The following is a 22,102-nucleotide window of genomic DNA, read 5'->3' on the forward strand; positions in this document are numbered from 1 at the left end:
TGTGTTTATCGGTGCGAGATGTTGACGTTCCGGATTGCTACGTTCGGCGGCCATGGACCTGCGAACGCGAACGAGACCGACGACGCTCGATGTGCGAGGAGCAAGGTTCCTCGTCATCGGTGTCTGCGCGCTCGCTCTCGTCGCCAAGATGATTCTCGCGGCCACGAAGCGCGGACCGGCGGACGTCCGCTTCTTCGACGCCTTCGCCACCGCGATCGCCCAGGTCGGTCCGGTCCGCATCTACGAACACCCGATGCCGCGCCTGCCCGTCTACAACCATCCGCCGCTCACGAGCTGGATGCTCGCCGGATTCCATGAACTGGAGAATCTGGGAATTCCGTTCGGCAGTCTGATCCGCGCGCCGGCCTGCCTCGCCGACGTCGTCTCCGCCCTTCTCGTCCTCGAGATCCTGCGCCGCCGCCGCACCCTCGGAACCGCCACGGTGTGCGCGATCGGATGTGCCCTCAGCCCCGTCCTCTTCGCCACCTCCGGGTATCACGGCAACACCGACTCCGTCGCCATCATGTTCATGCTCCTGGCGGCCTTCCTGCTCGTCGACCGCCGTGCCCCGCTCGCCGCCGGCGTCGCCGCCGCGCTGGCCGTGAGCGTCAAACTCGTCCCGGTCGTCGCGATCCCCGCACTGATCGTGGCAGCGGTGCGGGCCGGCCGTCCGGCCGCCGTCCGGTTCTGCGCGGGCCTCGTGGCCGTGATGCTGGTCCTGTGGGGGCCCGCGCTGGCGGCCGTGCCCGTCCCGCTGCGCGAGAAGGTCCTCGAGTACGAGGGCGGACGGTGGAGGCTGTGGGGCCTCGTGCGCTTCGCCGATCTGGCGGGCGCGTCCGACTCGTTCGTCGAGGCGCTGCACAGCGACTTCCGCCTTCTGTTCGTGCTGCTGTGCATGGCCGCGGGAGCGTGGCTCGCCTGGGTGCGCCCCACGGCCGCCGCGTACGCCGTCGCGCTCTCCCTGACGCTGCTGCTCCTGCTCAGCACCGGCTCCGCCGTGCAGTACCTCGCCTGGCCCGTCGTGGGCCTCTGCCTCTTCGGACTGTGGGAGGGCCTCGGCTACGGGCTCGTCGTCGGCGTCGTCACCGTCATCGTCTACTCGGGCGCGAGCGCCGTCCGCTGGAACGACTGGGCGCTGCATCTGGCCGAGGCGGGATGGCTGTTGCTGGCCGCCGGGATCGCGAGCGGCGTGCGCCGGGCGCTCACCGAGCCGCCCGCACCCCTCCCGGGAGAGCACGTACCCCTCGTCGCCCAGCGCACCGACCGGCCCGCCACGCCCGCCCCACCCGTCGACCGACCGCACCGATGACCCGCGCCAACGGAGAGTAGAGAAGCCCCAGTGAAGGAAATCCCCAGCCCGCGGATCGGCATCCTCGTCGTCGCCTACAACGCGGAATCCACGCTGGAGAAGACGCTCGACCGCATCCCCAAGGAATTCCGGTCCCGCATCGCCGAGATCCTGATCCTCGACGACGCGAGCAGCGACGGGACGTTCACCGCGGGCTGCCGCTGGTCGCAGCTGGACGGCATGCCGCCGACCGTCGTCATGCGGCACACCAAGAACCTCGGCTACGGCGGCAACCAGAAGGCGGGCTACGCCCTCGCCGCCGAACGGGGCCTGGACATCGTGGTGCTGCTGCACGGTGACGGCCAGTACGCCCCCGAACTGCTGCCCGAGATGGTCGCGCCCATCGAACGCGGCGAGTGCGAGGCGGTGTTCGGCTCCCGGATGATGCGCTCCGGCAGTGCGCTCAAGGGCGGCATGCCGTTCTACAAGTGGCTCGGCAACCGCGTCCTCACCCGCTTCGAGAACGGTCTGCTCGGCTCACGGCTCACCGAGTTCCACTCCGGCTACCGCGCGTACAGCGTTGCGGCGCTGCGCAGGCTGCCGATCGACCGGAACACCGACGCCTTCGACTTCGACACCCAGATCATCGTCCAACTGCTCGACGCCGGGATGCGGATCAAGGAGATCCCGGTCCCCACTTACTACGGCGACGAGATCTGCTACGTCAACGGCCTGCGCTACGCCAAGGACGTCGTCAAGGACGTCCTCGAGTACCGGCTCGCACTCAAGGGCTTCGGCACCTGCCCCTGGATCCCCAAGCCCGTCGACTACGCCTTCAAGGAGGGTGACGGGTCCTCGCACTCCGCGATCCTGAAGATCATGCGCGGGCTGCCGCCCGGCCGGGTCCTCGACGTCGGCTGCTCCGGCGGCCTGTTCGCCGAGCGCCTCGAGAACCTCGGCCACACCGTGACCGGACTGGACTTCGTCGAGGTGCCCGGGGTGCGGGACCGCTGCTCCGAATTCCTCCTCGCCGACCTGGAGGAGGGCCTGCCGCCGCAGGTCGGCGCCGACTACGACTACGTGGTCGCCGGGGACGTCATCGAGCACCTGTCCCGGCCCGAGCACGTGCTGCGGGAGCTGCGCGAGGTGCTGCGTCCCGGGGGCCGGATGCTGCTGTCCGTGCCCAACTTCAGCCACTGGTACTCACGGCTCCGGGTCGCCTTCGGCGCCTTCGGCTACGACCGGCGCGGCATCCTGGACGAGACCCACCTGCGGTTCTTCACCCGCAGCAGCCTGCGCCGCACCGTGCGGGCCGCCGGCTTCGACCAACTGCGGATCACCGCGACCGGCGCGCCCTTCTGGTCCGTGCTCGGGGGCGGCGCCGCCGCCCGGACCCTGGGCGGGATCTCCCGGCTGATGACCCGTGTGCGTCCGACACTCTTCGCCTACCAGTACGTCGCCGTGCTCACCCCGCACGCGGCGCAGACGATCGTCGCCGGGGAGCACGTCGATGTCCAGGACATCCTCAACCGTCAGTACGTCCCCGCCGAAGTCGCCGGCCGGGTGGGCGCCGGCACCTGACGCCGGGCTCCGACCGCCGCCCAGGAGGAAGAACGTGACCCTGCCCAGCGCGCTGCTGCTGCTCTTCGCGGTCTTCTCGTCGGCGGCGGGCCAGATCATGCTGAAACACGGCATGCGCTCGGCGGCCGCCGTGGCGGAGCACAGCGGCGGTTCTCTGCTGACGCGGGCCGCGACGACTCCCTGGGTCGTCGTCGGCCTCGTCGTCTTCGCGGTCTCCGCCGTGGCCTGGATGTCGACGCTGGCCCAGGTGCCGCTGAGCATCGCCTATCCGTTCAACGCGCTCGGCTACCTGCTGATCGTGCTGGCCGGCTCCACCGTGCTGCACGAACGGACCTCGGTGTGGACCTGGGCGGGCTCCCTGATGGTCGTGGCCGGGCTGGTCACCGTCATGGCCGGGCAGCGGCGCTGAGCGTGTCCTGCGGCCCGGTGCCGTGCGCCTGCCGGGGCCGGTGGGCGGCGGCAGGCGGCATCCCGGTCTCTCCGCGCACGGGTACGGACACGCGGCGGCGGCCCGGTCGGGGACGACCGGGCCGCCGCTCGCGAGGGACGGTGTGCCGTTGTCGTGTCCGTCAGCCGGTCACTTGACGGCGCCCGCCATCACACCGGAGACGAACTGGCGCTGGAAGGCGAAGAACACCGCCAGCGGGATGATCATCGACAGGAACGCGCCGGGCGCGAGCACGTCGATGTTGTTGCCGAACTGCCGTACCTGACGCTGGAGCGCGACGGTGATCGGAGCACTCTCCGAGTCGGCGAAGATCAGCGCGACCAGCATGTCGTTCCACACCCACAGGAACTGGAAGATCCCGAGCGAGGCGATCGCCGGGGCGCCCAGGGGCATCACGACCCGGGTGAACAGACGGATCTCGCCCGCGCCGTCGAGCCTGGCCGCCTCCAGCAGCTCCCGCGGGATCTCCGCGAAGAAGTTGCGCAGCAGGAAGATGGCGAACGGCAGACCGAAGGCCACATGGAAGAGGACCACGCCGATCGTCGTCTCGAAGATGCCGATCACACCGAAGAGTTCGGACACGGGGACGAGCGCGACCTGCACGGGGACCACCAGGAGCCCGACCACGACCATGAACCACCAGTCGCGGCCGGGGAACTCCATCCAGGCGAAGGCGTATCCGGCGAGCGCCCCGATGACCACGACCAGCAGGGTGGCGGGGACCGTGATCACCACCGTGGAGAGCAGGGAATCGGTGATGGCCTCGTTCTTCAGGAGCCGTGAGTAGTTCTCCGTGGTGAGCTGGGCGGGGGCGCTGAACACCTTCCACCAGCCGCTCGCCGCGATGTCGCCGCTGTCGCGCAGCGAGGACAGCAGCAGGCCGATGGTGGGCATCAGCCAGAACAGGGCGGCGAGGATCAGGAAGACGCGCAGCGCGCCGCCTCCGGCGGCGGCCGCGAGCCGGGCGGCGACGGACTGCTTGGCCCTGGCCGGGGAGCCGCTCTTCGCCGCGGTGTCGCTCGTGCTCATCGCCGGGTCTCCCTTCGCATCCGCCGGACGTTGAAGAACATCACCGGCAGCACCAGCAGAAGCAGCAGCACCGCGATCGCGCTGCCGAGGCCGAGGTCCGCGTCGGTGCCGAAGGAGGAGCGGTAGAGCTGCAGGGCGAGCACGTTGGCGTCGTCCTGGGAGGAGCCCGGCGCGATGATGAAGACCAGGTCGAAGATCTTCAGCACGTTGATCATCAAAGTGACGAGGACGACCGCGAGCACGGGTGCCAGCAGCGGCACCGTGATCCGCCGGAACACCTGCCATTCGTTGGCGCCGTCGACGCGTGCCGCCTCCAGGAGCTCGCGCGGCACGCTCGCCAGGCCGGCCGCGATCAGCACCATGGCGAAGCCCGCCCACATCCACACGTAGCTGCCGATGATCGCCGGCGTCACCAGGGACGGGCCGAGCCAGTCGACGCCGTTGTACGGCTCGCGGAAGTTGTCGGCGGGCAGCCGCAGCAGCGCGCCGTCGGCGGAGGCCGGGAGGGTGAAGGTGCCGTCGGCGGCGGCACGGGTGTCCGCCACCACCTTGCCGTCCTTGACGGCCTCGATCTTGATGCCCTTGAGCCCGAGCTCCTGGGAGTCGACGACGTTCGGTCTGCCGCCACCGCCCCGGGTGAAGTCCAGCCAGGCGGTGCCGTGGATCTCGCCGTTGCCCGGCTCCGCAGCCTTGGCGGGCTCCGCGTCGGACGGCATCTTCGCGGGCGCCACGCCGACCAGCGGGAGCTGCACCGGCTTCCCGGCGGAGACCGGCTCCTTGGTGACGAACGCGCCGCCGCCGGCCGCCTCGAGCGGGTGCACCGGCAGGGGCCGGGCCCGTGGATATCCGGCCGACTCCTCGAACGTGTCGTGCACGCCCACCCAGATCGCGTTGGCGACGCCGCGCTCCGGGTCCTGTTCGTAGACGAGCCGGAAGATGATGCCAGCGGCCAGCATCGAGATCGCCATCGGCATGAAGACGATCAGTTTGAACGCGGTGCCCCAGCGGACCCGTTCGGTCAGCACCGCGAAGATCAGACCGAGGACGGTGGAGACCGTCGGTGCGACGACGACCCAGATCGCGTTGTTCTTGACCGCGGTCAGGATGGTGTCGTCGGTGAAGATCTCCACGTAGTTGTCGAGCCCGGCGAAGCCGGCGCCGGACTGGTCGAAGAAGGACCTGTAGAGCGAGTACCCGATCGGGTAGACCACGAGCGCGCCCAGCAGCACGAGCGCGGGCAGCAGAAAGCCGACCGCGACTATTTTACGTGTTCCTGTCACGCTCTTACGCTGACGGGCGGGGGGCGCCGGACGAGCCGGGCCCCCCGCTGTGACGGCAGGCACGACCTCAGCTCTTGAACGCCTTGGCCGCTTCGGCCTCCAGCCGCTGCTGGGTGCCCGCGACGTCCTTCGGGTTCTTCAGGAAGTCCTGGAGGATCTTCCACTCGCCCTTGCCGGGCGTCCCGCCGAACGACTGCGGCATCTGGTCCGACATGTCGAAGCGGAAGTCGTCGCCCGCCGCGATCAGCGCCTTGGCGATGTCCCGCTGCACGTCGTTCGGGTAGGCGGCCACGTCCAGGGACTTGTTCGGCGAGATGAAGCCGCCGGCCGCCGCCTGGATCGCCGCGGCGTCGGGCGACGCCAGGAAGGTCAGCAGCGCCTGGGCGCCCTTGCTGTCCTTCAGGGCCACCGCCGCGTCCCCGCCGGTCACCACCGGCGGCTCCGCGCCGACGGCCGGGAACGGGAAGACCTTCGCGTCCGTACCGATCTTCGCGTCGGTCTGCGCGATGTTGACGGTCACGAAGTCGCCCTCGAAGACCATCGCGGCCTTGGGCGCGTCGCCGCCGCTGAACGTCTGGGTGACCGAAGCCGGGAACTCCGTCTGGAGGGCCCCGTCCGTGCCGCCCGCGATCAGATTCGGCCGGCCGAACAACTCACCCAGGGTGGTGAGGGCGTCCTTCACCGACGGGTCGGTCCACTTGATCTGGTGCTTGGCGAGCTGGTCGTACTTCTCCGGGCCCGCCTGCGACAGGTAGACGTTCTCGAACCAGTCGGTCAGCACCCACCCGTCCGCTCCGGCGATGGACACCGGCGTGACACCCGAGGCGGAGATCGTCTCCGCCGTGGACATGAAGTCCTTCCAGGTCTTCGGCGGCGTGGCGCCGGCATTCTCGAAAACGGTGTTGTTGTACCAGATCAGCGACTTGTTCGCGGCCTTGTAGTACACGCCGTACTGCGTGCCGTCGACCGCGCCGAGGTCCTGCCAGCCCTTGGAGTAGTTCTTCGCGAGCTGCTCCTTGGCCTCCGCGCCGACGGGCTTGGCCCACTTGCGCGCCACCGCCTGCTGGATCGCGCCGACCTGAGGCAGCATCGCCACGTCCGGCGGGCTGCCGCCCGCGATCTTCGTCCCGAGGAAGTTGACGATCGGGTCCTGCGCCGGGACGAAGGTGACCGTCGCGCCCGTGCGCTTCTCGAACTCGTCCAGGACCTTGGTGAAGTTCTCCTGCTCCGGGCCGCTCCATACGGCGGCGACCTCGATCTTCTCGCCGTTCAGCTTGGGCAGCTGGACCGAAGAGGGCGACTCGGTGCCCTTGGTCGGCCCGCCGTCCCCCGGCTCTTCGCCGTCGCTGTCGCCGCCGCATCCGGTGAGGGCGAGAGCGCCGATCGCGGCGAACACCACTGCGGCCCTGCCCGTACGAAGAGTTCTGCGCATCACTGCCCCGTCTCTCCTGTGCGCTGCTTCCGACCGGCCGTGCGCTGTCCCGCCGCCCGGCCGGTTGTCCGACGTTCCGTTGCCGGTCCGTGCCGACAGGTCTACGCCCGCGCTACGGGTGTCGCAATACCGCCCCGGGCCACTATCACTCTTTCGTGATGCCCTCGTGACGTGATGTCAGGTCAAATGGCCGCGTCGCCGCGGGTCAGGGATGAGCCGGTGTCAGCGGACCCACCGGCGCCGCGTCCACCGACCGCGCGGCGCGCTCCAGCGCACTCGCCAGCAGTGCCAGGTCGGTCGGGCCGTTGCCCAGCTCCCGGACGGGGCGGCGGGTGGGTGGATCGCCCATCCGCTCCCACTCGAGCGGAACGACAGTGGGTCTCAAGGTGGCCGTACGCGGGATGCGCCCGGTCACCCGGCCGCTCTGGAACGGGGTCACCCGGCCGTCCGGATGCCCCAGCCTGCCCCGGCCGGGAGCCGGGTCGTCAGGGCCGGGCGCGACCGGCGGCGCCTCCAGCACGACCCGCAGCCGCGCCCCCTCCGTCAGCTGTGTGTCCGCAGTGCGGTCCGGCCGCGACGACGTGGCCACGAGATGGACGCCCAGCCGGGCGCCGTCCCTGGCCACCGCGTCCAGGGCGCGCACGACCGAACCCGCCGCCGGCCGGCCCGGGCTCCCCAGTGCCGGGGCGACCAGCGCGTCGAAGTCGTCGACGAGTACCACCAGGCGCGGCAGCGGATCCGGCTCCTGGCTCCGCGTACGCCCGCCGGGACGGAGCCGCAGCGTCCCCGAGGAGGGCGACTCGATGTCGCCCCGCTGGTCGGCGGCCTCGGGTGACGTCCGCTGGCCCACCATCCGGCCGGCGACCTCCCGACGGGTGCGCCACTCGGTGAAGTCCGCGACGCCCGCCTCGTCCAGCACGGCCGCCCTGCGCTTCAGTTCCGCGCCGAGCGCCTGAGCGAACGCCCTCATCCGCACCGGGTCGCTGGCCACGAGGTGCTCGGTCACATGCGGCAGCTCGGTGCAGACGCTCAGCCCCTCACCGCGCTCTCCGCCGGCCCCGTCGACCAGCAGCAGGCCGAGCCGGTCGGGGCGGCCCGCCGCGGCAAGCGACGCGGCGACCGAACGCAGCAGCTCCGTACGGCCGCTGCCGGCGGGGCCCTCGATCAGCAGGTGCGGGCCCTCCTGCGCCAGGTCGACGGCGAGCGGCCCCCGGGGGCCGGCGCCGAGGACGACGGTGCAGTCGCAGGCCGCCGCCCAGCGCGCCATCAGCGAGGCCGGGGTGGCCCGTGCCAGTTCCAGTTCGTCCAGCAGGCGCGCGGACTGCGGCAGGACCGCGGCCCGGCCGGGCTGCACGCTCGAGCCCTCCACACGCAGCGGCGCGAGCGCCCGCCCGAAACGCTCCGCCCAGGCGGCGGACACCGCGTCGACCACGCCCACCGTGCCGTGTCCGGCCGGCTGCCCCGAGGCGACCCGCATCAGACGCAGTGCGGTCGCCACGTCCCCGCTGAGCAGGCCCACGGCCCCGCACTCACGGAACGGCAGCGACGCGGCGCAGGCCGACTCGTAGGTGGCGGCGACGGGGGAGAGCGGGGAGGCGGCGGGCGTCTCCGCCAGGCAGATCAGATGGATCCCGGCAGCCTGGCCGGCGCCGGCCAGCCGGGCGGTGGTCTCGCGCAGCGCGGCCGAGCCGGGATCGCCGTCGACGATCACCACCGTGCGGGTGCCGTCGTGGCGGGCGGCGGCCTCGGCGACGGCACGGGGGTCGGCGCTCGCCCAGCCGGTGCCGAGCGGCCCGTCGTCCAGACGGCGCGTCAGCTCCGCGGCGCGGGCGGTGGCCTGGTCGCGGTCGTAGGCGAGAAGCAGCCGGCAGTCCTGGCCGTGGGCCGGGCGCAGGTGCGGCAGCCAGCCGAGCCAGGACCACTCCGCCTTGCGCTCCTCGAGCGACCGGGCCCGGTCCGCGCTGATCAGCACGATCTCGAGGTCACCGGGCGAGTGCAGCGCGGCGAGCTGCGCCACGGCGGACCTGGCGAGGCCCGCGAGCCGTGCCCGCGGGCCGGCGAGGCCGAGCGACCCCGCCTCCTTCAGGGCGACGGTCACGGGCACGGACGGCAGCTCCGCGCGGTCCGCCGTGCCGAGCCTGAGCACGAGCGACTCGGGGTGCCGCGGGCCGCGCTCCCACAGCCGGGGGCCGGGACCGAGCGCCGTCAGCAGCACGGCAGCGGGGTCGGGCCAGCTCTCGACGCCGGGCGCGGTGGGGCGGGCCGTGTGCCCGGCCGCGCCGCTGTCCTGCGGGGCCACGCTTTCCCGGCCGCCGGCCAGTCGCCTGGCCCAGGCGCCTATGCCCCGGCGCCGGGGCGCCTCCGCGGGCTCGTCCGTCCCGCGGGCGGGCGCGCGCTCGGCGGACGGGTCGCCGGGCCGGTCCGGGACGCGGTCATGGGCGTCGTACGCGTACTGCGCGGGCACCCGGGGCGCGGGGTCGTCACCGAGGGGGGCGTGCATGTGATGCGTCCGGGACGAGTCGCTGTACGCCGGGGCGGCCCCTCGCGGGCCTGTACCGCCCGGCGGCTCCGTCATGGCCCGGCCGTGCGCGGGCGTCCCCGTGGCGTCGGCGTGGTGCGGCCAGGGGGCCCGGCCGCCGTCGGGGGCGCGGTGGGTCCGGCCGTCGTCGGCGGGCGCCAGGCCGTCCGGCGACCCGGTGGAGGGCGAGGCCCATGAAGGCACCGGGCGTGTCCCGTGGGACGCGGGGCCGGCGGTCCCTGCCCCGTACGCACCGGCGGGGCCGCCGGGACCGGACACGGATTCACCGTCGGTGGCGGTCGGCGCCGGAGCCGGGACGCGCAGGTGGCCCTCGCCGTCCGGGGTGGTGGGCAGCGCGGGGGTGGGTGCGCCGGGGGAGAGGCGCAGGGTCGACTCGCCCAGCCGGAGCAGCGCACCGGCCGGCAGACGGACCGGGCGGGTGTGCACGGGGGTTTTGTCGACAGTGGTGCCGTTCGTGGAGCCGAGGTCGGTCACGGTGACCCGTCCGTCGTCCGCGAGCGTGACCGCGCAGTGCAGCCGGGAGACGTCGGGGTCGTCCAGCGGTACGTCGGCGTCGGCGGAGCGGCCGATGCTGATCCGGCCGCCGTGCAGCAGGTGCACCCCTCCGGCGTCGGGCCCGGCGACGACATGCAGCTGCGCCGACACCTCGCCGTCGTGGGTCTCCTCGTCGGCCGGTGTCTGGAGGGACAGGACCGCGCCGTCGACCAGGGGCGGTTCGCCGAGGGTGCGGCGCTGCGGGTCGAGGCGTTCCTGTCCGGCGTAGAGGACGACGGTGCCGGAGACGTCGGGGCCGGAGACGGCGGCGGCGAGGCCGGAGGCCACGGCGGCGAGTGCGGTACCCGCCGGCGCTGTCACGATCACGTCGCAGGGGCGCCCGGCGGGCGCGGACTGTCCGCCGCGCGGCGCGAGAACAGTCAGCCGGATCTGCATCGCCGTCAGCCATCCCTTCTGCGCGGGGTGCCCGGCAGGGAAGCCGCCCAGATCGCCCCCACCCGGCAGGTCGGCACGGGCCGGGGGCTCCCTCCCCACGGCTCCGTGCTGGAGGCATCCTCGCATCCGTCACCGACAACACGCCCGCCGCCCACCCATAAGTGATCTTGACCGGTCGGTCCGGGGAACAAATCCGGACGGAAAAGCACGTGGTGGTATCCCGTAAAGGTCATCCTGAGGACTACGGACGGAGGGGATCGTCATGTTCAGCGCGCGCGGGCCCGGCAACCATCCGTACGATGCCCGCGTCTGTCCATCGAACAGGGGCGACCGGACGGACACCCCCTAAAGTGGGTCGGACAACCCGGTGGGCCGAAAATCATCCGGCGGACCGGGACCCATGTGAGGATCACGATCAGCAGGGAGCGCATGACGTGCGGCCGGTAGGCAGCAAGTACCTGCTCGAGGAGCCGCTCGGGCGCGGCGCCACGGGCACCGTCTGGCGAGCCCGTCAGAGGGAGACCGCGGGCGCCGAGGCGGCCGTCGCGGGCCAGCCCGGTGAGACCGTCGCGATCAAGGTCCTCAAGGAGGAGCTGGCGAACGACGCGGACGTGGTGATGCGTTTCCTCCGGGAGCGCTCCGTCCTGCTCCGCCTCACACACCCGAACATCGTCCGGACCCGCGACCTCGTCGTCGAGGGCGATCTCCTCGCCCTCGTCATGGACCTGGTCGACGGCCCGGACCTGCACCGCTATCTGCGTGAGAACGGCCCGCTCAGCCCGGTCGCCGCCTCGCTGATGACCGCCCAGATCGCGGACGCGCTCGCCTCCAGCCACGCCGACGGAGTCGTCCACCGCGACCTGAAGCCGGCGAACGTGCTGCTCAAGACGGACGCCGACGGCCAGATGCACCCGATGCTGACCGACTTCGGCATCGCGCGCCTCGCCGACTCCCCGGGCCTGACCAGGACGCACGAGTTCGTCGGCACCCCCGCGTACGTCGCGCCGGAGTCGGCGGAGGGCCGCCCGCAGACCTCGGCGGTCGACATCTACGGCGCGGGCATCCTGCTGTACGAGCTGGTCACCGGGCGTCCCCCGTTCGCCGGAGGCACGGCGCTCGAAGTGCTGCACCGCCACCTCAGCGAGGAGCCGCGCCGCCCCTCGACCCTTCCCGAGCCGCTGTGGACGGTCATAGAGCGCTGTCTGCGCAAGGAGCCCTCCGAGCGGCCCAGCGCCGAGAACCTCGCCCGCGGTCTGCGTACCGTCGCGGCCGGGATCGGCGTGCACGCGAACGCCGCCCAGGTCGACGCCGCCCTCGGTGTCGCCGCGCTCCTCGCGCCGGACCCCGCGCCGGCGCCGGTGCCGCAGACCCCCGGCGCCGCCGACCCGACGCAGGTCCTGCCGAACACCGGCGGCGGCAGCACCGCCTACGACCCCTCCGCGGCGACCAGCGTCATGCCGCAGACCGGGCGGCCCGGTGGAACGGCCGACCCGACCGCCGTGATGCCGCCCGTGCCGCCGGGGCAGCCCGGTCCGGAGGAGCCGCACCCCTGGCAGTCCCAGCTCCGCGCGGCGCGGGACCGCAACGAGCAGACGCAGGTCCAGTACCTCGACCCGAGCCAGGACCCGCTGCGCCGCCGTCCGCAGCGCCAGGCGCCGCAGCAGCCGCCGCAGAACCGTCCGCAGCGGCCCCAGCAGCAGTACGCGCCGGCGCCGCAGCAGCGTCCGCAGCACCAGCCGCAGCGTCAGCAGTACGCACCGCCGCCGCAGCAGCAGCAGTACGCGCCCCCGCAGCAGCCGCCGGCCCAGCCGCCGGCGCAGCGCCCGCCCCGCCAGCCGAGGCAGCGGGCCAACCCGATGCGCATCCCCGGGCTCGGCTGCCTCAAGGGCTGTCTGTTCACGGTGCTGCTGTTCGTGGTGGCCGGCTGGCTGATCTGGGAGCTCACGCCGCTGCAGGACTGGGTCGCGGAGGGCAAGAGCTACTGGGACGCGATCGGCGACGGGATCACGACGGTCACGGACTGGATCTCGAAGCTCGGTGAGGCGAAGGACACCGCCGACCAGATCGGTAACCAGCAGTAACTCTGTCGTTTTGTCGACTTCTGCGGGCTTATTTATCCCGCAGAAGTGGAGGTTGGTGTCATCCGGGGCACACAGGTCCCCGATGCCCGCGTACGTTGTGGGGCAACGCCAGCCGCTGAGGGAGCAGTCTTGGCACGGAATATCGGCAGCCGGTACACGGCCCACCAGATCCTGGGGCGGGGCAGCGCCGGCACGGTGTGGCTCGGCGAAGGACCTGAGGGGCCTGTCGCCATCAAGCTTCTTCGCGAGGACCTCGCGTCCGACCAGGAGCTGGTCGGACGCTTCGTCCAGGAGCGCACCGCCCTGCTCGGGCTCGACCACCCCAGGGTCGTCGGCGTCCGCGACCTCGTCGTCGACGGCAACGACCTGGCGCTGGTCATGCAGCTCGTGCGCGGCACGGACCTGCGGACCCGTCTCGACCGTGAGCGCCGTCTCGCACCCGAGGCCGCCGTCGCGATCATCGCGGACGTCGCCGACGGCCTGGCGGCCGCCCACGCCGCGGGCATCGTGCACCGGGACGTCAAGCCGGAGAACATCCTGCTCGACATGGAGGGCCCGCTCGGCCCCGCCGGCTCGCACCCCGCGCTCCTCACCGACTTCGGCGTCGCCAAGCTGATCGACACCCCGCGCCGGACCAAGGCCCAGCGGCCCACCGGAAGCGGGGCGCCGAACCCCTCGGGCATCATCGGCACCCCCGACTACATCGCTCCCGAGATCGTCGAGGGCCTGCCGCCCCGCGCGGCGGTCGACATCTACGCCCTCGCCACGGTCCTCTACGAGGTACTGGCCGGCTTCACCCCCTTCGGCGGAGGCCACCCCGGCGCCGTGCTGCGCCGCCACGTCACAGAGACCGTGGTGCCCCTGCCCGGCATCCCCGACGAGCTGTGGCAGCTCATCGTCCAGTGCCTGGCCAAGGCGCCCGCCTCGCGGCTGCGCGCCTCCGAAGTGGCGGCCCGGCTGCACGACCTGCTCCCGACGCTGAAGGGGATCCCGCCCCTGGACGTCGACGAGCCCGACGCGGAGCCGGCCGCCGAGCCCTACGAGGACGCCCCGCCGCCCGCTCCGGGGGAGCCCCGCCGCCGCGGCGCCGTCCCGCTCGTCCCCGGCGCCGCCCCGGCCGATTCCAACCGCGACACCCACACCTCGATGCGCGTCCCCGCGCCGGACGAGCTCGCGGGCGGCGCCCACGGCACGGCGAGGGCGCCGCGCGCCCCCGGCCAGCGCCGGCCCGGGTCGGCCCGCAACAGGTCGACCGCGGTCCGCAGGCGCCGGATCACGCTCGGTGTCGCAGCCCTCGCCGTCGTCGCGGCGGTCGGCATCGGCGGCTGGCTGGCCGTGAGCGACGACGACGGCCAGGTGCCGCCCCCGGATTTCCAGCAGTCGGCCCCCTCGGACCCGTAGCGCCGCCGTCGGCCGTCCGGGGCCATCACGGGTCCGGCCGCTCAGCCGTTACGCTGGACCCGTGGCAGTCGTCGATGTATCCGAAGAGCTGAAGTCCCTTTCCTCGACCATGGGGTCGATCGAGGCCGTTCTGGACCTCGACAGGATGAGGGCAGACATCGCCGTGCTCGAGGAGCAGGCGGCGGCACCGTCCCTGTGGGACGACCCCGAGGCGGCGCAGAAGATCACCAGCAAGCTTTCCCACCTCCAGGCCGAGGTCCGCAAGACGGAGGCACTCCGCGGCCGGATCGACGACCTCGAGATCCTCTTCGAGCTCGCGGAGGCCGAGGACGACCCGGACGCCCGGGCCGAGGCCGAGGCCGAGCTCGAGTCGGTGCGCAAGGCGCTGGACGAGATGGAGGTCCGCACCCTCCTGTCCGGCGAGTACGACGAGCGCGAGGCGCTGGTCAACATCCGCGCCGAGGCCGGCGGCGTCGACGCGGCGGACTTCGCCGAGCAGCTCCAGCGCATGTACCTGCGCTGGGCCGAGCGGCACAACTACGGCACCGAGGTGTACGAGACGTCGTACGCGGAGGAGGCCGGCATCAAGTCGACCACCTTCGTCGTCAAGGCGCCCTACGCGTACGGCACGCTCTCCGTCGAGCAGGGCACGCACCGGCTGGTGCGCATCTCGCCCTTCGACAACCAGGGCCGCCGTCAGACGTCCTTCGCGGGCGTCGAGGTCCTGCCGGTCGTCGAGAAGACCGATCACATCGAGATCGACGAGTCCGAGCTGCGCGTGGACGTCTACCGCGCGTCGGGCCCCGGCGGCCAGGGCGTCAACACCACCGACTCCGCGGTGCGGCTGACGCACATCCCGACGGGCATCGTGGTGTCCTGCCAGAACGAGCGCTCGCAGATCCAGAACAAGGCGAGCGCGATGAACGTCCTCCAGGCGAAGCTGCTCGAGCGCCGCCGTCAGGAGGAGCAGGCCAGGATGGACGCCCTCAAGGGCGACGGCGGCAACTCCTGGGGCAACCAGATGCGTTCGTACGTGCTGCACCCGTACCAGATGGTCAAGGACCTGCGGACGGACTTCGAAGTGGGCAACCCGCAGTCGGTCCTTGACGGTGAGATCGACGGCTTCCTCGAAGCGGGAATTCGCTGGCGCAAGCAGCAGGACAAGTAGCGAAGAGCTTTGTCGACAAGGGAACTGCCGCCCAGGGGGCGGCAGTTCCCTTTTATGTCACAGTTGCATCCCCGCAGGTCAGGCAACTGACAGCATTTCGGACATCGCGTCCGCTAACGACCTTGACGCCCTTGCCAGAACTGGGAAAGGTGGCACGCGGCATGCGTAATTCTGGGGCGTGTGTGAACGGGGGCAAGCGCAACGGCTCCTGGACCCGCTGCCCCTGACGCTGCTCCGACAACGAGATAGCTACTGGGGGTAGCAGCCAGATGACCAAAAAGACGCGGATCCGTGTCGCACGTATAGCCGCCGGCGCCGTGATCGCCGCGGGTGCGTCGCTGACCGCCGCAGGCGCCGCGAGCGCCGTCGGGATCGGGATCGACGTCGGCCCCGTCCAGGTGTCGGCCAACGCCGACGAGAGCGGCATCGACGCCGGTATCGGCATCCAGGACGAGCCCTGCGAGATCGACCCGACGCTCTGCACGCCGACGACCCCGCCGGTCGACCCGCCGACCACTCCGCCGGTGGACCCGCCGACGACCCCGCCGGTCGACCCGCCGACCACTCCGCCGGTGGACCCGCCCACGACCCCGCCGGTCGACCCGGACCCCTCCGAGGACCCGACCGAGAACCCCGACCCGACGCCGAGCAACCCGGGCAACCCGGGCAACGGCGACGGTAACGACAACGACACCGACGGTGGCGTCATCGACGGTGACGCTCCGGTCGGCGGCGGTGACGGTACCGACACCGACAACGCCGGTTCCGAGCCGGTGCAGCAGGGTGAGGCCAAGGAGGAGCTGGCGGAGACCGGCGCCGCCGAGACCACCTTCCTGCTGCTGGGCGCCGCGACGATGATCGCCGGTGGCATCGGCTTCCGTATGCTGCCGCGCCTCGTCGGTGGCGGACGCACCGTTGCCTGACGGCACAGTGCGTAGCTGACGGATCGCACAGAAGGGCCCGGAGTGCACGCACTCCGGGCCCTTTCGTCGTTCCACTGCCCCGGCCGCCCGGCCGGAGCGGCTCGTGGGGCGCTCCTACACCGCCAGCAGGGCCACCGCGGCGACCAGCACCACCAGCAGGGCCAGCAGGGTCACCGGGCTCAGGCCGGCGAAGGGGCCGTCCTGCTGCAGCCGCTCACGATTCGCCCGGCACACCGGGCAACGGCCCTCGGCGACAGGCGCCGCGCAGTTGGCGCACACCAATCGGTCATAGGTCATGCGCTCTCCTCTCCCGCGCCGGGGCCGCAGGCGCGGACCGCAAGCACATTTCTCTCGGGACAACGCCCGGGGAAACGCGACTGTTCCCCTACCACTGTGCCAGCTCCCGCGCTTTTCGTCGCGGGCCGCCGGATTTGCCCCCTCATCGGTGAACGGACAAAATGCGCAAGTCAGGACGGGGACTGCGCGGCCGTGGCGCAGTCGCGTAAGGTCACGCTCACCTACTCCCGGCCGACCGTGGTGCACCCGTGATCCGATTCGACAACGTCTCCAAGACATACCCCAGGCAGAACCGACCTGCTCTGCGCGACGTCTCCCTCGAGATCGAGAAGGGCGAGTTCGTCTTCCTCGTGGGCTCTTCCGGCTCGGGCAAGTCGACGTTCCTGCGGCTGGTCCTGCGTGAGGAGCGCGCCAGTCAGGGCATGGTCCATGTCCTGGGCAAGGACCTGGCCAGGCTCTCCAACTGGAAGGTGCCTCAGATGCGCCGCCAGCTGGGCACCGTTTTCCAGGACTTCCGCCTCCTGCCCAACAAGACCGTCGCGGAGAACGTGGCGTTCGCCCAGGAGGTCATCGGCAAGCCGCGTGGCGAGATCCGCAAGGCCGTGCCCCAGGTGCTCGACCTCGTCGGGCTCGGCGGCAAGGAGGACCGGATGCCCGGCGAGCTGTCCGGCGGTGAGCAGCAGCGTGTGGCCATCGCCCGTGCCTTCGTCAACCGCCCCATGCTGCTCATCGCGGACGAGCCGACGGGAAACCTCGACCCGCAGACCTCTGTCGGCATCATGAAGCTGCTGGACAGGATCAACCGCACGGGCACCACGGTGATCATGGCGACCCACGACCAGAACATCGTCGACCAGATGCGCAAGCGCGTCATCGAGCTCGAGAAGGGCCGTCTCGTACGCGACCAGGCGCGCGGCGTCTACGGCTACCAGCACTGAGCCCGGACAGACTGAAAGGCTGAAAGCACGCCATGCGCGCCCAGTTCGTGATGTCGGAGATCGGTGTCGGTCTCCGCCGCAATCTCACGATGACCTTCGCGGTGATCGTCTCCGTAGCCCTCTCGCTCGCCCTGTTCGGCGGCGCGCTGCTCATGCGTGAGCAGGTCAGCACGATGAAGGACTTCTGGTACGACAAGGTCAACGTCTCCATCTTCCTCTGCAACAAGAACGACGCGGCGACCTCGCCCCAGTGCGCCAAGGGGGCCGTCACCACCGCGCAGAAGGAGCAGATCGAGGCCGATCTGAAGAAGATGGACGTCGTCGACGTGGTCCACCACGAGACGGCGGAACAGGCGTACAAGCACTACCGCGAGCAGTACGGCGACACCCCCATCGCGTCCACCATCACCCCGGACCAGATGCAGGAGTCGTTCCGGGTGAAGCTGGACGACCCGGAGAAGTACAAGGTCGTGGCGACCGCCTTCGCCGGCCGGGACGGGGTGCAGTCCGTCCAGGACCAGCGCAACATCCTGGAGAACCTCTTCTCCCTGATGAACGGCATGAACGTGGCCGCCATCTTCGTCATGGGCCTGATGCTGATCATCGCGCTGATGCTCATCGTCAACACCGTGCGCGTCTCGGCGTTCAGCCGTCGGCGTGAGACCGGCATCATGCGGCTCGTCGGCGCCTCGAGCTTCTACATCCAGATGCCGTTCATCATGGAGGCCGCGTTCGCGGGCCTGTTGGGCGGTGCGGTCGCCTCCGTGATGCTGCTGGTGGGCCGTTACTTCCTGATCGACCACGGCCTGGCGCTCTCCGAGAAGATGCAGCTGGTCAACTTCATCGGCTGGGACGCCGTGATCACCAAGTTGCCGCTGGTTCTGGCGATCGGGCTGCTGATGCCCGCTGTGGCTGCTTTCGTCGCATTGCGCAAGTACCTGAAGGTGTGACAAGTGCCCCGGGCGCCGTGCGGTCAACCTCCGTACGGCGCCCTTTGCTTGTCCTAGACTCGACGCCATGTCGGACCCCGAGTTCAGTCCCCGGCCCCACGGCATCCGCCGCGGGGCCGCACTGACGTTGGCTTTCGGAGTCGTCCTCGCCACTGCCGCGGCCACCAACTGCCTGCCGCACGACGAGCCGGCCCCGCCCCGTCCGCTCTCCGCACACGCCGCCGCCGCGACGGTGGACCGTGAGGACGTCGCCCGCGCCGCCGCGAAGGCCGCGGCGGAGGGGAAGTCGGGCACGAAGGCGGCGGAGGAGGTCGTCAGCCGCAGCGGCGACCGCTGGGGCGCCGTCTACGACAAGCACGAGTACGAGGAGTTCGCCAAGGCGCTCGAGGGCGAGTACACCGGCGTGGGCCTCGGCGCGAGACGCGCCGCGGACGGCCGGATCGAGGTCGCCAGGGTGCAGCCCGGCAGCCCCGCGGAGCGGGCCGGGATAAGGCCCCGCGACCGTATCCTCGCGATCGACGGCCGCGACACCGCACGCAGGCCGGTCACCGAGGTCGTCGCCCTGCTCCGGGGCGCCGACGGCACCGCCGTGACGGTGGACCTGGAACGCGACGGGCGCCGCTGGTCCGAGACCTTGACGCGTGCCCTGCTGACCACCGAGACGGTCACCGTGGACCGGCTGCCCGACGGCGCCGTGGTGATCAGGGTCTCCTCGTTCACCAAGGGCACCGGCGAGCGGGTGCGGAAGGCCGTGCGCGAGGCCCCCGCCGGCGCCGGGGTCCTGCTCGACCTGCGCGGCAACGCGGGCGGCCTCGTCTCCGAAGCGGTCACCGCGGCTTCGGCCTTCCTCGACGGCGGCCTCGTCGCCACGTACGACGTCCGCGGCGAGCAGCGCGCTCTCCACGCCGAGCAGGGCGGTGACACCGAGCGGCCCGTCGTCACACTCGTCGACGCCGGCACCATGAGCGCCGCCGAGCTCGTCACCGGAGCGCTCAAGGACCGAGGCCGCGCGGTCACCGTCGGTACGCGGACCTTCGGCAAGGGCTCGGTGCAGATGCCGAGCCGGCTGCCCGACGGTTCGGTGGCGGAGCTCACCGTCGGTCACTACCGGACCCCGTCCGGTCACAGCGTCGACGAGAAGGGCATCGCTCCCGACCTCGTGGCCCCCGAAGGGGCCGAGAAACGGGCCCGGACGGTATTGAGTGGCCTCGGGGGAGGGTCGTAGTGCGAAAATGACCGCACTATGGCTAAGGAAACAGGGCGCAAACTGATCGCGCAGAACAAGAAGGCGCGGCACGACTACCACATCCTCGACACCTACGAGTGCGGTCTCGTGCTGATGGGCACCGAGGTGAAGTCGCTGCGCCAGGGCCGGGCCTCGCTCGCGGACGGCTTCGTCCAGATCGACGGCAACGAGGCGTGGCTGCACAACGTCCACGTGCCGGAGTACAGCCAGGGCACCTGGACGAACCACAGCGCGCGCCGCAAGCGCAAGCTGCTGATGCACCGCGAAGAGATCGACAAGCTGGAGTCGAAGTCGCAGGAGACGGGGCACACCATCGTGCCGCTGGCGCTGTACTTCAAGGACGGCCGGGCGAAGGTCGAGATCGCGCTGGCGAAGGGCAAGAAGGAGTACGACAAGCGCCAGACGCTGCGCGAGAAGCAGGACCGCCGCGAGGCGGACCGCGCGATGTCCGCCGTCCGTCGGAAGCAGCGGGCGTAGCCCGGGCCGGCGCGGGCCACGGCCGTGCGCGGCCGTGCGGAATAGGCTGGCACCGGCCTGCGTTGTTCACGTACGATGGCACCTGCCCCGCAAGGTCGGGGTGCGGCCCCGCAAGGGGTCTTGAGCTGTAACAATTCAAAAGTGGTCAACATGGGGATGATCGGTTTCGACAGCGGATGTCGAAGCAGGGGAAGCGTGTCGAGGAAGCGGCAATGATCTCGTAAACCATATGTCGCAACCAATAATCGCCAACACCAAGCGCGATTCCTTCGCCCTCGCTGCCTAAGTAGCGACTTGCGAAGTGTCAGCCCGGGGCTGTTCCCGACCCGGATCCTGGCATCAGCTAGGGAACTAAACCTACGAACCCGGTCACGGGGTGCGTAGGGAAACCAAACAGTGACTGAGCCCGTCGGAGACTTGTCCGCGTGATCTCCGGGGCTGAGAAAAGCGCAGCGGACTGCACACGGAGAAGCCCTGATTCTGCACCGTTGGACGCGGGTTCGATTCCCGCCATCTCCACTCATCCCATGTACGACAAAGGCTCGGCGGCTACGGCTTCCGGGCCTTCGTCGTGTTCCGGGCCCTCGCCGACGCCAGGACGAGCGCGAGCGCCGCGGCGCACACCGGGATCCCGTAGCCCTCTGCCGCGCCCAGGCGCTCCACCACGTACCCGCCGCTCGCGGAGCCGGCCGCGACGCCGCCGAGCAGAGCGGTGACCGCGAGCGTCATGCCCTCGTTGATCTGCGCCTGCGGGACCAGTTGCTGGACCATGGTCATCGCCGTCACCATCGTCGGGGCCGTCGCCATGCCGGCGACCAGCAGCGCGCCCGCCACCGCGGGCAGCGATCCCGTGCCCGCGGCGGCCAGCAGCGGCAGCGCCATCAGGACCGTCATCGCGGCGAGACAGGTGCTCAGGCCCGCCGTGCGCCGGGACCGGCCGTAGAGCAGGCCGGCGGCGCAGGAACCCGCGGCCTGGAGCGCGAGGACCGGACCCGCGACCGGGCCGTCGGCGAAGGCGATGGTGACGACCTCCATCGAGCCGAAGACCGCGCCCGTGGCGAGGAGGACGACGAGCAGCGCGGGCATCCCGGCGGTCCGCAGCGGCGAGCCGGCCGGCACGCGCGGTGCGACCGGCGGCTCCGTGGAGCGCCGGCTCGCGAAGATCAGCACGCCCGTCAGGAGCAGGACGGCGCCCACCAGCGTGCCCGCCTCCGGGAAGAGCGCGGAGCAGAGGAACGCGGCGACGACCGGGCCGAGCATGAAGCAGAGTTCGTCGGCGGCCTGCTCGAACGAGTTCGCCGTGTGCAGCGCCGCCGCGTCCCCCCGGTACAGATGTGCCCAGCGAGCACGCGACATGCCCCCGGTGTTGGGGGTGGTGGCGGTCGCCGCGTAGGCGGCGAAGAGCGTCCAGTCGGGCGCGTCGAAGCGTACGCACAGCAGCAGGGCGAGCGACCCGAGGACGGCCAGGGCGGTGGCGGGGACGGCGATCCGCGCCTGCCCGTACCGGTCCACGAGGCGCGCGGTCCAGGGAGCGACCAGTGCGGTGGCGGCCAGGCCGGTCGCGGTGACGGCCCCGGCGAGGGCGTAGGAACCTCGGGACCCGGCGATCATGATGACCGCGCTGACGCTGAACATCCCCATGGGGAGCCGGGCGACGAGGTTCCCGGCGGTGAAGGCGCGTGTGCCGGGCGCGGCGAACAGCCGGCGGTAAGGGCCCGGCGGCCTTCTCCTGCCCACGCCGGCCGAGGCCGCCGGGTGCGACCCGGTCCTGCGGCGCGGCGCGAGCACCAGCGAGTCGCCGGTGACGGCGAGCAGGGGTGCGGGGGCCGCTTCCCCGTAGCCCGCGGAACGGGACACCGGCGAACGGGACACCGGCGAACGGGACATGCGCGAACGGGACACGGCAGAACGGGACACGGCGATGCCGGTCGCGGCAGAACCGGTCGCGGCAGAACCGGTCGCGGCGGCACCGGTCGCGGCGGACGGGGACACGGCGGGGCCGGACGGGGCGGGAACGGGCGTGGCTGGACGCGGCATGGCTGGCCTGGGCATGGCTCCACCCTCGCCGCCGCCCCCGCAGCCGGTCCAACACCT

17 protein-coding genes and 1 other RNA gene are annotated in these 22,102 nt (G+C 71.6%); 12 read left to right on the forward strand and 6 right to left on the reverse strand.

Annotation, left to right across the window (positions count from 1 at the left end):
• Positions 1–52: 52 nt before the first annotated feature.
• Genes SPRI_RS22600 through SPRI_RS22610 form a run of 3 tightly spaced genes read left to right on the forward strand, consistent with a single transcriptional unit; the run spans position 53 to position 3,278 of the window.
• Positions 53–1,309 carry a glycosyltransferase family 39 protein gene (locus tag SPRI_RS22600; protein WP_005316877.1) on the forward strand — a complete coding sequence of 419 codons (1,257 nt, stop codon included), beginning with the start codon at positions 53–55 and terminating at the stop codon, positions 1,307–1,309.
• A gap of 30 nt (positions 1,310–1,339) precedes the next feature.
• Positions 1,340–2,869 (forward strand): bifunctional glycosyltransferase/class I SAM-dependent methyltransferase, encoded by a 1,530-nt coding sequence (locus SPRI_RS22605; protein ID WP_053557243.1) that lies wholly within the window; start codon positions 1,340–1,342, stop codon positions 2,867–2,869.
• 34 nt (positions 2,870–2,903) lie between these two features.
• On the forward strand, positions 2,904–3,278 hold the full coding sequence (locus tag SPRI_RS22610; protein WP_037774518.1) for an SMR family transporter: 375 nt from the start codon (positions 2,904–2,906) through the stop codon (positions 3,276–3,278).
• A gap of 168 nt (positions 3,279–3,446) precedes the next feature.
• Here SPRI_RS22610 and SPRI_RS22615 read toward each other — a convergent pair whose 3' ends face one another.
• The 4 genes from SPRI_RS22615 to SPRI_RS22630 all read right to left on the reverse strand — a co-directional run bounded on the left by SPRI_RS22615 (position 3,447) and on the right by SPRI_RS22630 (position 10,527).
• Positions 3,447–4,346: a carbohydrate ABC transporter permease gene (locus tag SPRI_RS22615; RefSeq protein WP_005316883.1), complete on the reverse strand. Its 900-nt coding sequence runs from the start codon at positions 4,344–4,346 to the stop codon at positions 3,447–3,449.
• On the reverse strand, positions 4,343–5,689 hold the full coding sequence (locus tag SPRI_RS22620) for a carbohydrate ABC transporter permease (protein ID WP_078535331.1): 1,347 nt from the start codon (positions 5,687–5,689) through the stop codon (positions 4,343–4,345). Before SPRI_RS22620 ends, SPRI_RS22615 begins: the two co-directional genes overlap by 4 nt.
• A 4-nt stretch (positions 5,690–5,693) precedes the next feature.
• The gene (locus tag SPRI_RS22625; RefSeq protein WP_037776729.1) at positions 5,694–7,058 is read right to left on the reverse strand and encodes an ABC transporter substrate-binding protein; all 1,365 of its coding nucleotides are present in this window, start codon (positions 7,056–7,058) and stop codon (positions 5,694–5,696) included.
• 205 nt (positions 7,059–7,263) lie between these two features.
• Complete coding sequence (locus tag SPRI_RS22630) at positions 7,264–10,527, reverse strand: FtsK/SpoIIIE domain-containing protein (protein WP_053557772.1); 3,264 nt, start codon at positions 10,525–10,527, stop codon at positions 7,264–7,266.
• Positions 10,528–10,961: 434 nt separating this feature from the next.
• Between SPRI_RS22630 and SPRI_RS22635 the strand changes: the two genes are divergently transcribed.
• The 4 genes from SPRI_RS22635 to SPRI_RS22650 all read left to right on the forward strand — a co-directional run bounded on the left by SPRI_RS22635 (position 10,962) and on the right by SPRI_RS22650 (position 16,100).
• Entirely contained in the window at positions 10,962–12,608 is a 1,647-nt protein-coding gene (locus tag SPRI_RS22635) for a serine/threonine-protein kinase (protein ID WP_005316894.1), read from the forward strand.
• A 129-nt stretch (positions 12,609–12,737) separates the two neighbouring features.
• Positions 12,738–14,009 (forward strand): serine/threonine-protein kinase, encoded by a 1,272-nt coding sequence (locus tag SPRI_RS22640; protein ID WP_053557244.1) that lies wholly within the window; start codon positions 12,738–12,740, stop codon positions 14,007–14,009.
• A 61-nt stretch (positions 14,010–14,070) separates the two neighbouring features.
• Complete coding sequence (gene prfB / locus SPRI_RS22645; RefSeq protein ID WP_053557245.1) at positions 14,071–15,177, forward strand: peptide chain release factor 2; 1,107 nt, start codon at positions 14,071–14,073, stop codon at positions 15,175–15,177.
• Positions 15,178–15,446: 269 nt separating this feature from the next.
• Positions 15,447–16,100, forward strand: a complete 654-nt coding sequence (locus SPRI_RS22650) for an LPXTG cell wall anchor domain-containing protein (protein ID WP_053557246.1) — start codon at positions 15,447–15,449, stop codon at positions 16,098–16,100.
• Positions 16,101–16,214: 114 nt separating this feature from the next.
• Here the strand turns inward: SPRI_RS22650 and SPRI_RS22655 are convergent, their stop codons facing one another.
• Positions 16,215–16,397 (reverse strand): hypothetical protein, encoded by a 183-nt coding sequence (locus SPRI_RS22655; RefSeq protein WP_005316901.1) that lies wholly within the window; start codon positions 16,395–16,397, stop codon positions 16,215–16,217.
• 248 nt (positions 16,398–16,645) lie between these two features.
• On the opposite strand from SPRI_RS22655, the gene ftsE reads away from it, so the two are divergent.
• The 5 genes from ftsE (at position 16,646) to ssrA (ending at position 20,530) form a co-directional block, all read left to right on the forward strand.
• Complete coding sequence (ftsE, locus tag SPRI_RS22660) at positions 16,646–17,335, forward strand: cell division ATP-binding protein FtsE (RefSeq protein ID WP_005316903.1); 690 nt, start codon at positions 16,646–16,648, stop codon at positions 17,333–17,335.
• A 32-nt stretch (positions 17,336–17,367) separates the two neighbouring features.
• Positions 17,368–18,285, forward strand: a complete 918-nt coding sequence (ftsX, locus tag SPRI_RS22665; protein ID WP_005316905.1) for a permease-like cell division protein FtsX — start codon at positions 17,368–17,370, stop codon at positions 18,283–18,285.
• A 67-nt stretch (positions 18,286–18,352) separates the two neighbouring features.
• Entirely contained in the window at positions 18,353–19,510 is a 1,158-nt protein-coding gene (locus SPRI_RS22670) for a S41 family peptidase (protein WP_005316907.1), read from the forward strand.
• 18 nt (positions 19,511–19,528) lie between these two features.
• Positions 19,529–20,008 (forward strand): SsrA-binding protein SmpB, encoded by a 480-nt coding sequence (gene smpB / locus SPRI_RS22675; RefSeq protein ID WP_005316909.1) that lies wholly within the window; start codon positions 19,529–19,531, stop codon positions 20,006–20,008.
• Between the two features lie 152 nt (positions 20,009–20,160).
• Positions 20,161–20,530: a transfer-messenger RNA gene (gene ssrA / locus SPRI_RS36520) on the forward strand.
• Between the two features lie 27 nt (positions 20,531–20,557).
• Here ssrA and SPRI_RS22680 read toward each other — a convergent pair.
• A complete protein-coding gene (locus tag SPRI_RS22680) occupies positions 20,558–21,895 on the reverse strand; it encodes an MFS transporter (protein WP_238996245.1) in 1,338 nt (445 codons plus the stop codon).
• Positions 21,896–22,102: the final 207 nt, after the last annotated feature.

Origin of the sequence: Streptomyces pristinaespiralis (assembly GCF_001278075.1) — a bacterium.
GTDB classification, from domain to species: Bacteria; Actinomycetota; Actinomycetes; order Streptomycetales; family Streptomycetaceae; genus Streptomyces; species Streptomyces pristinaespiralis.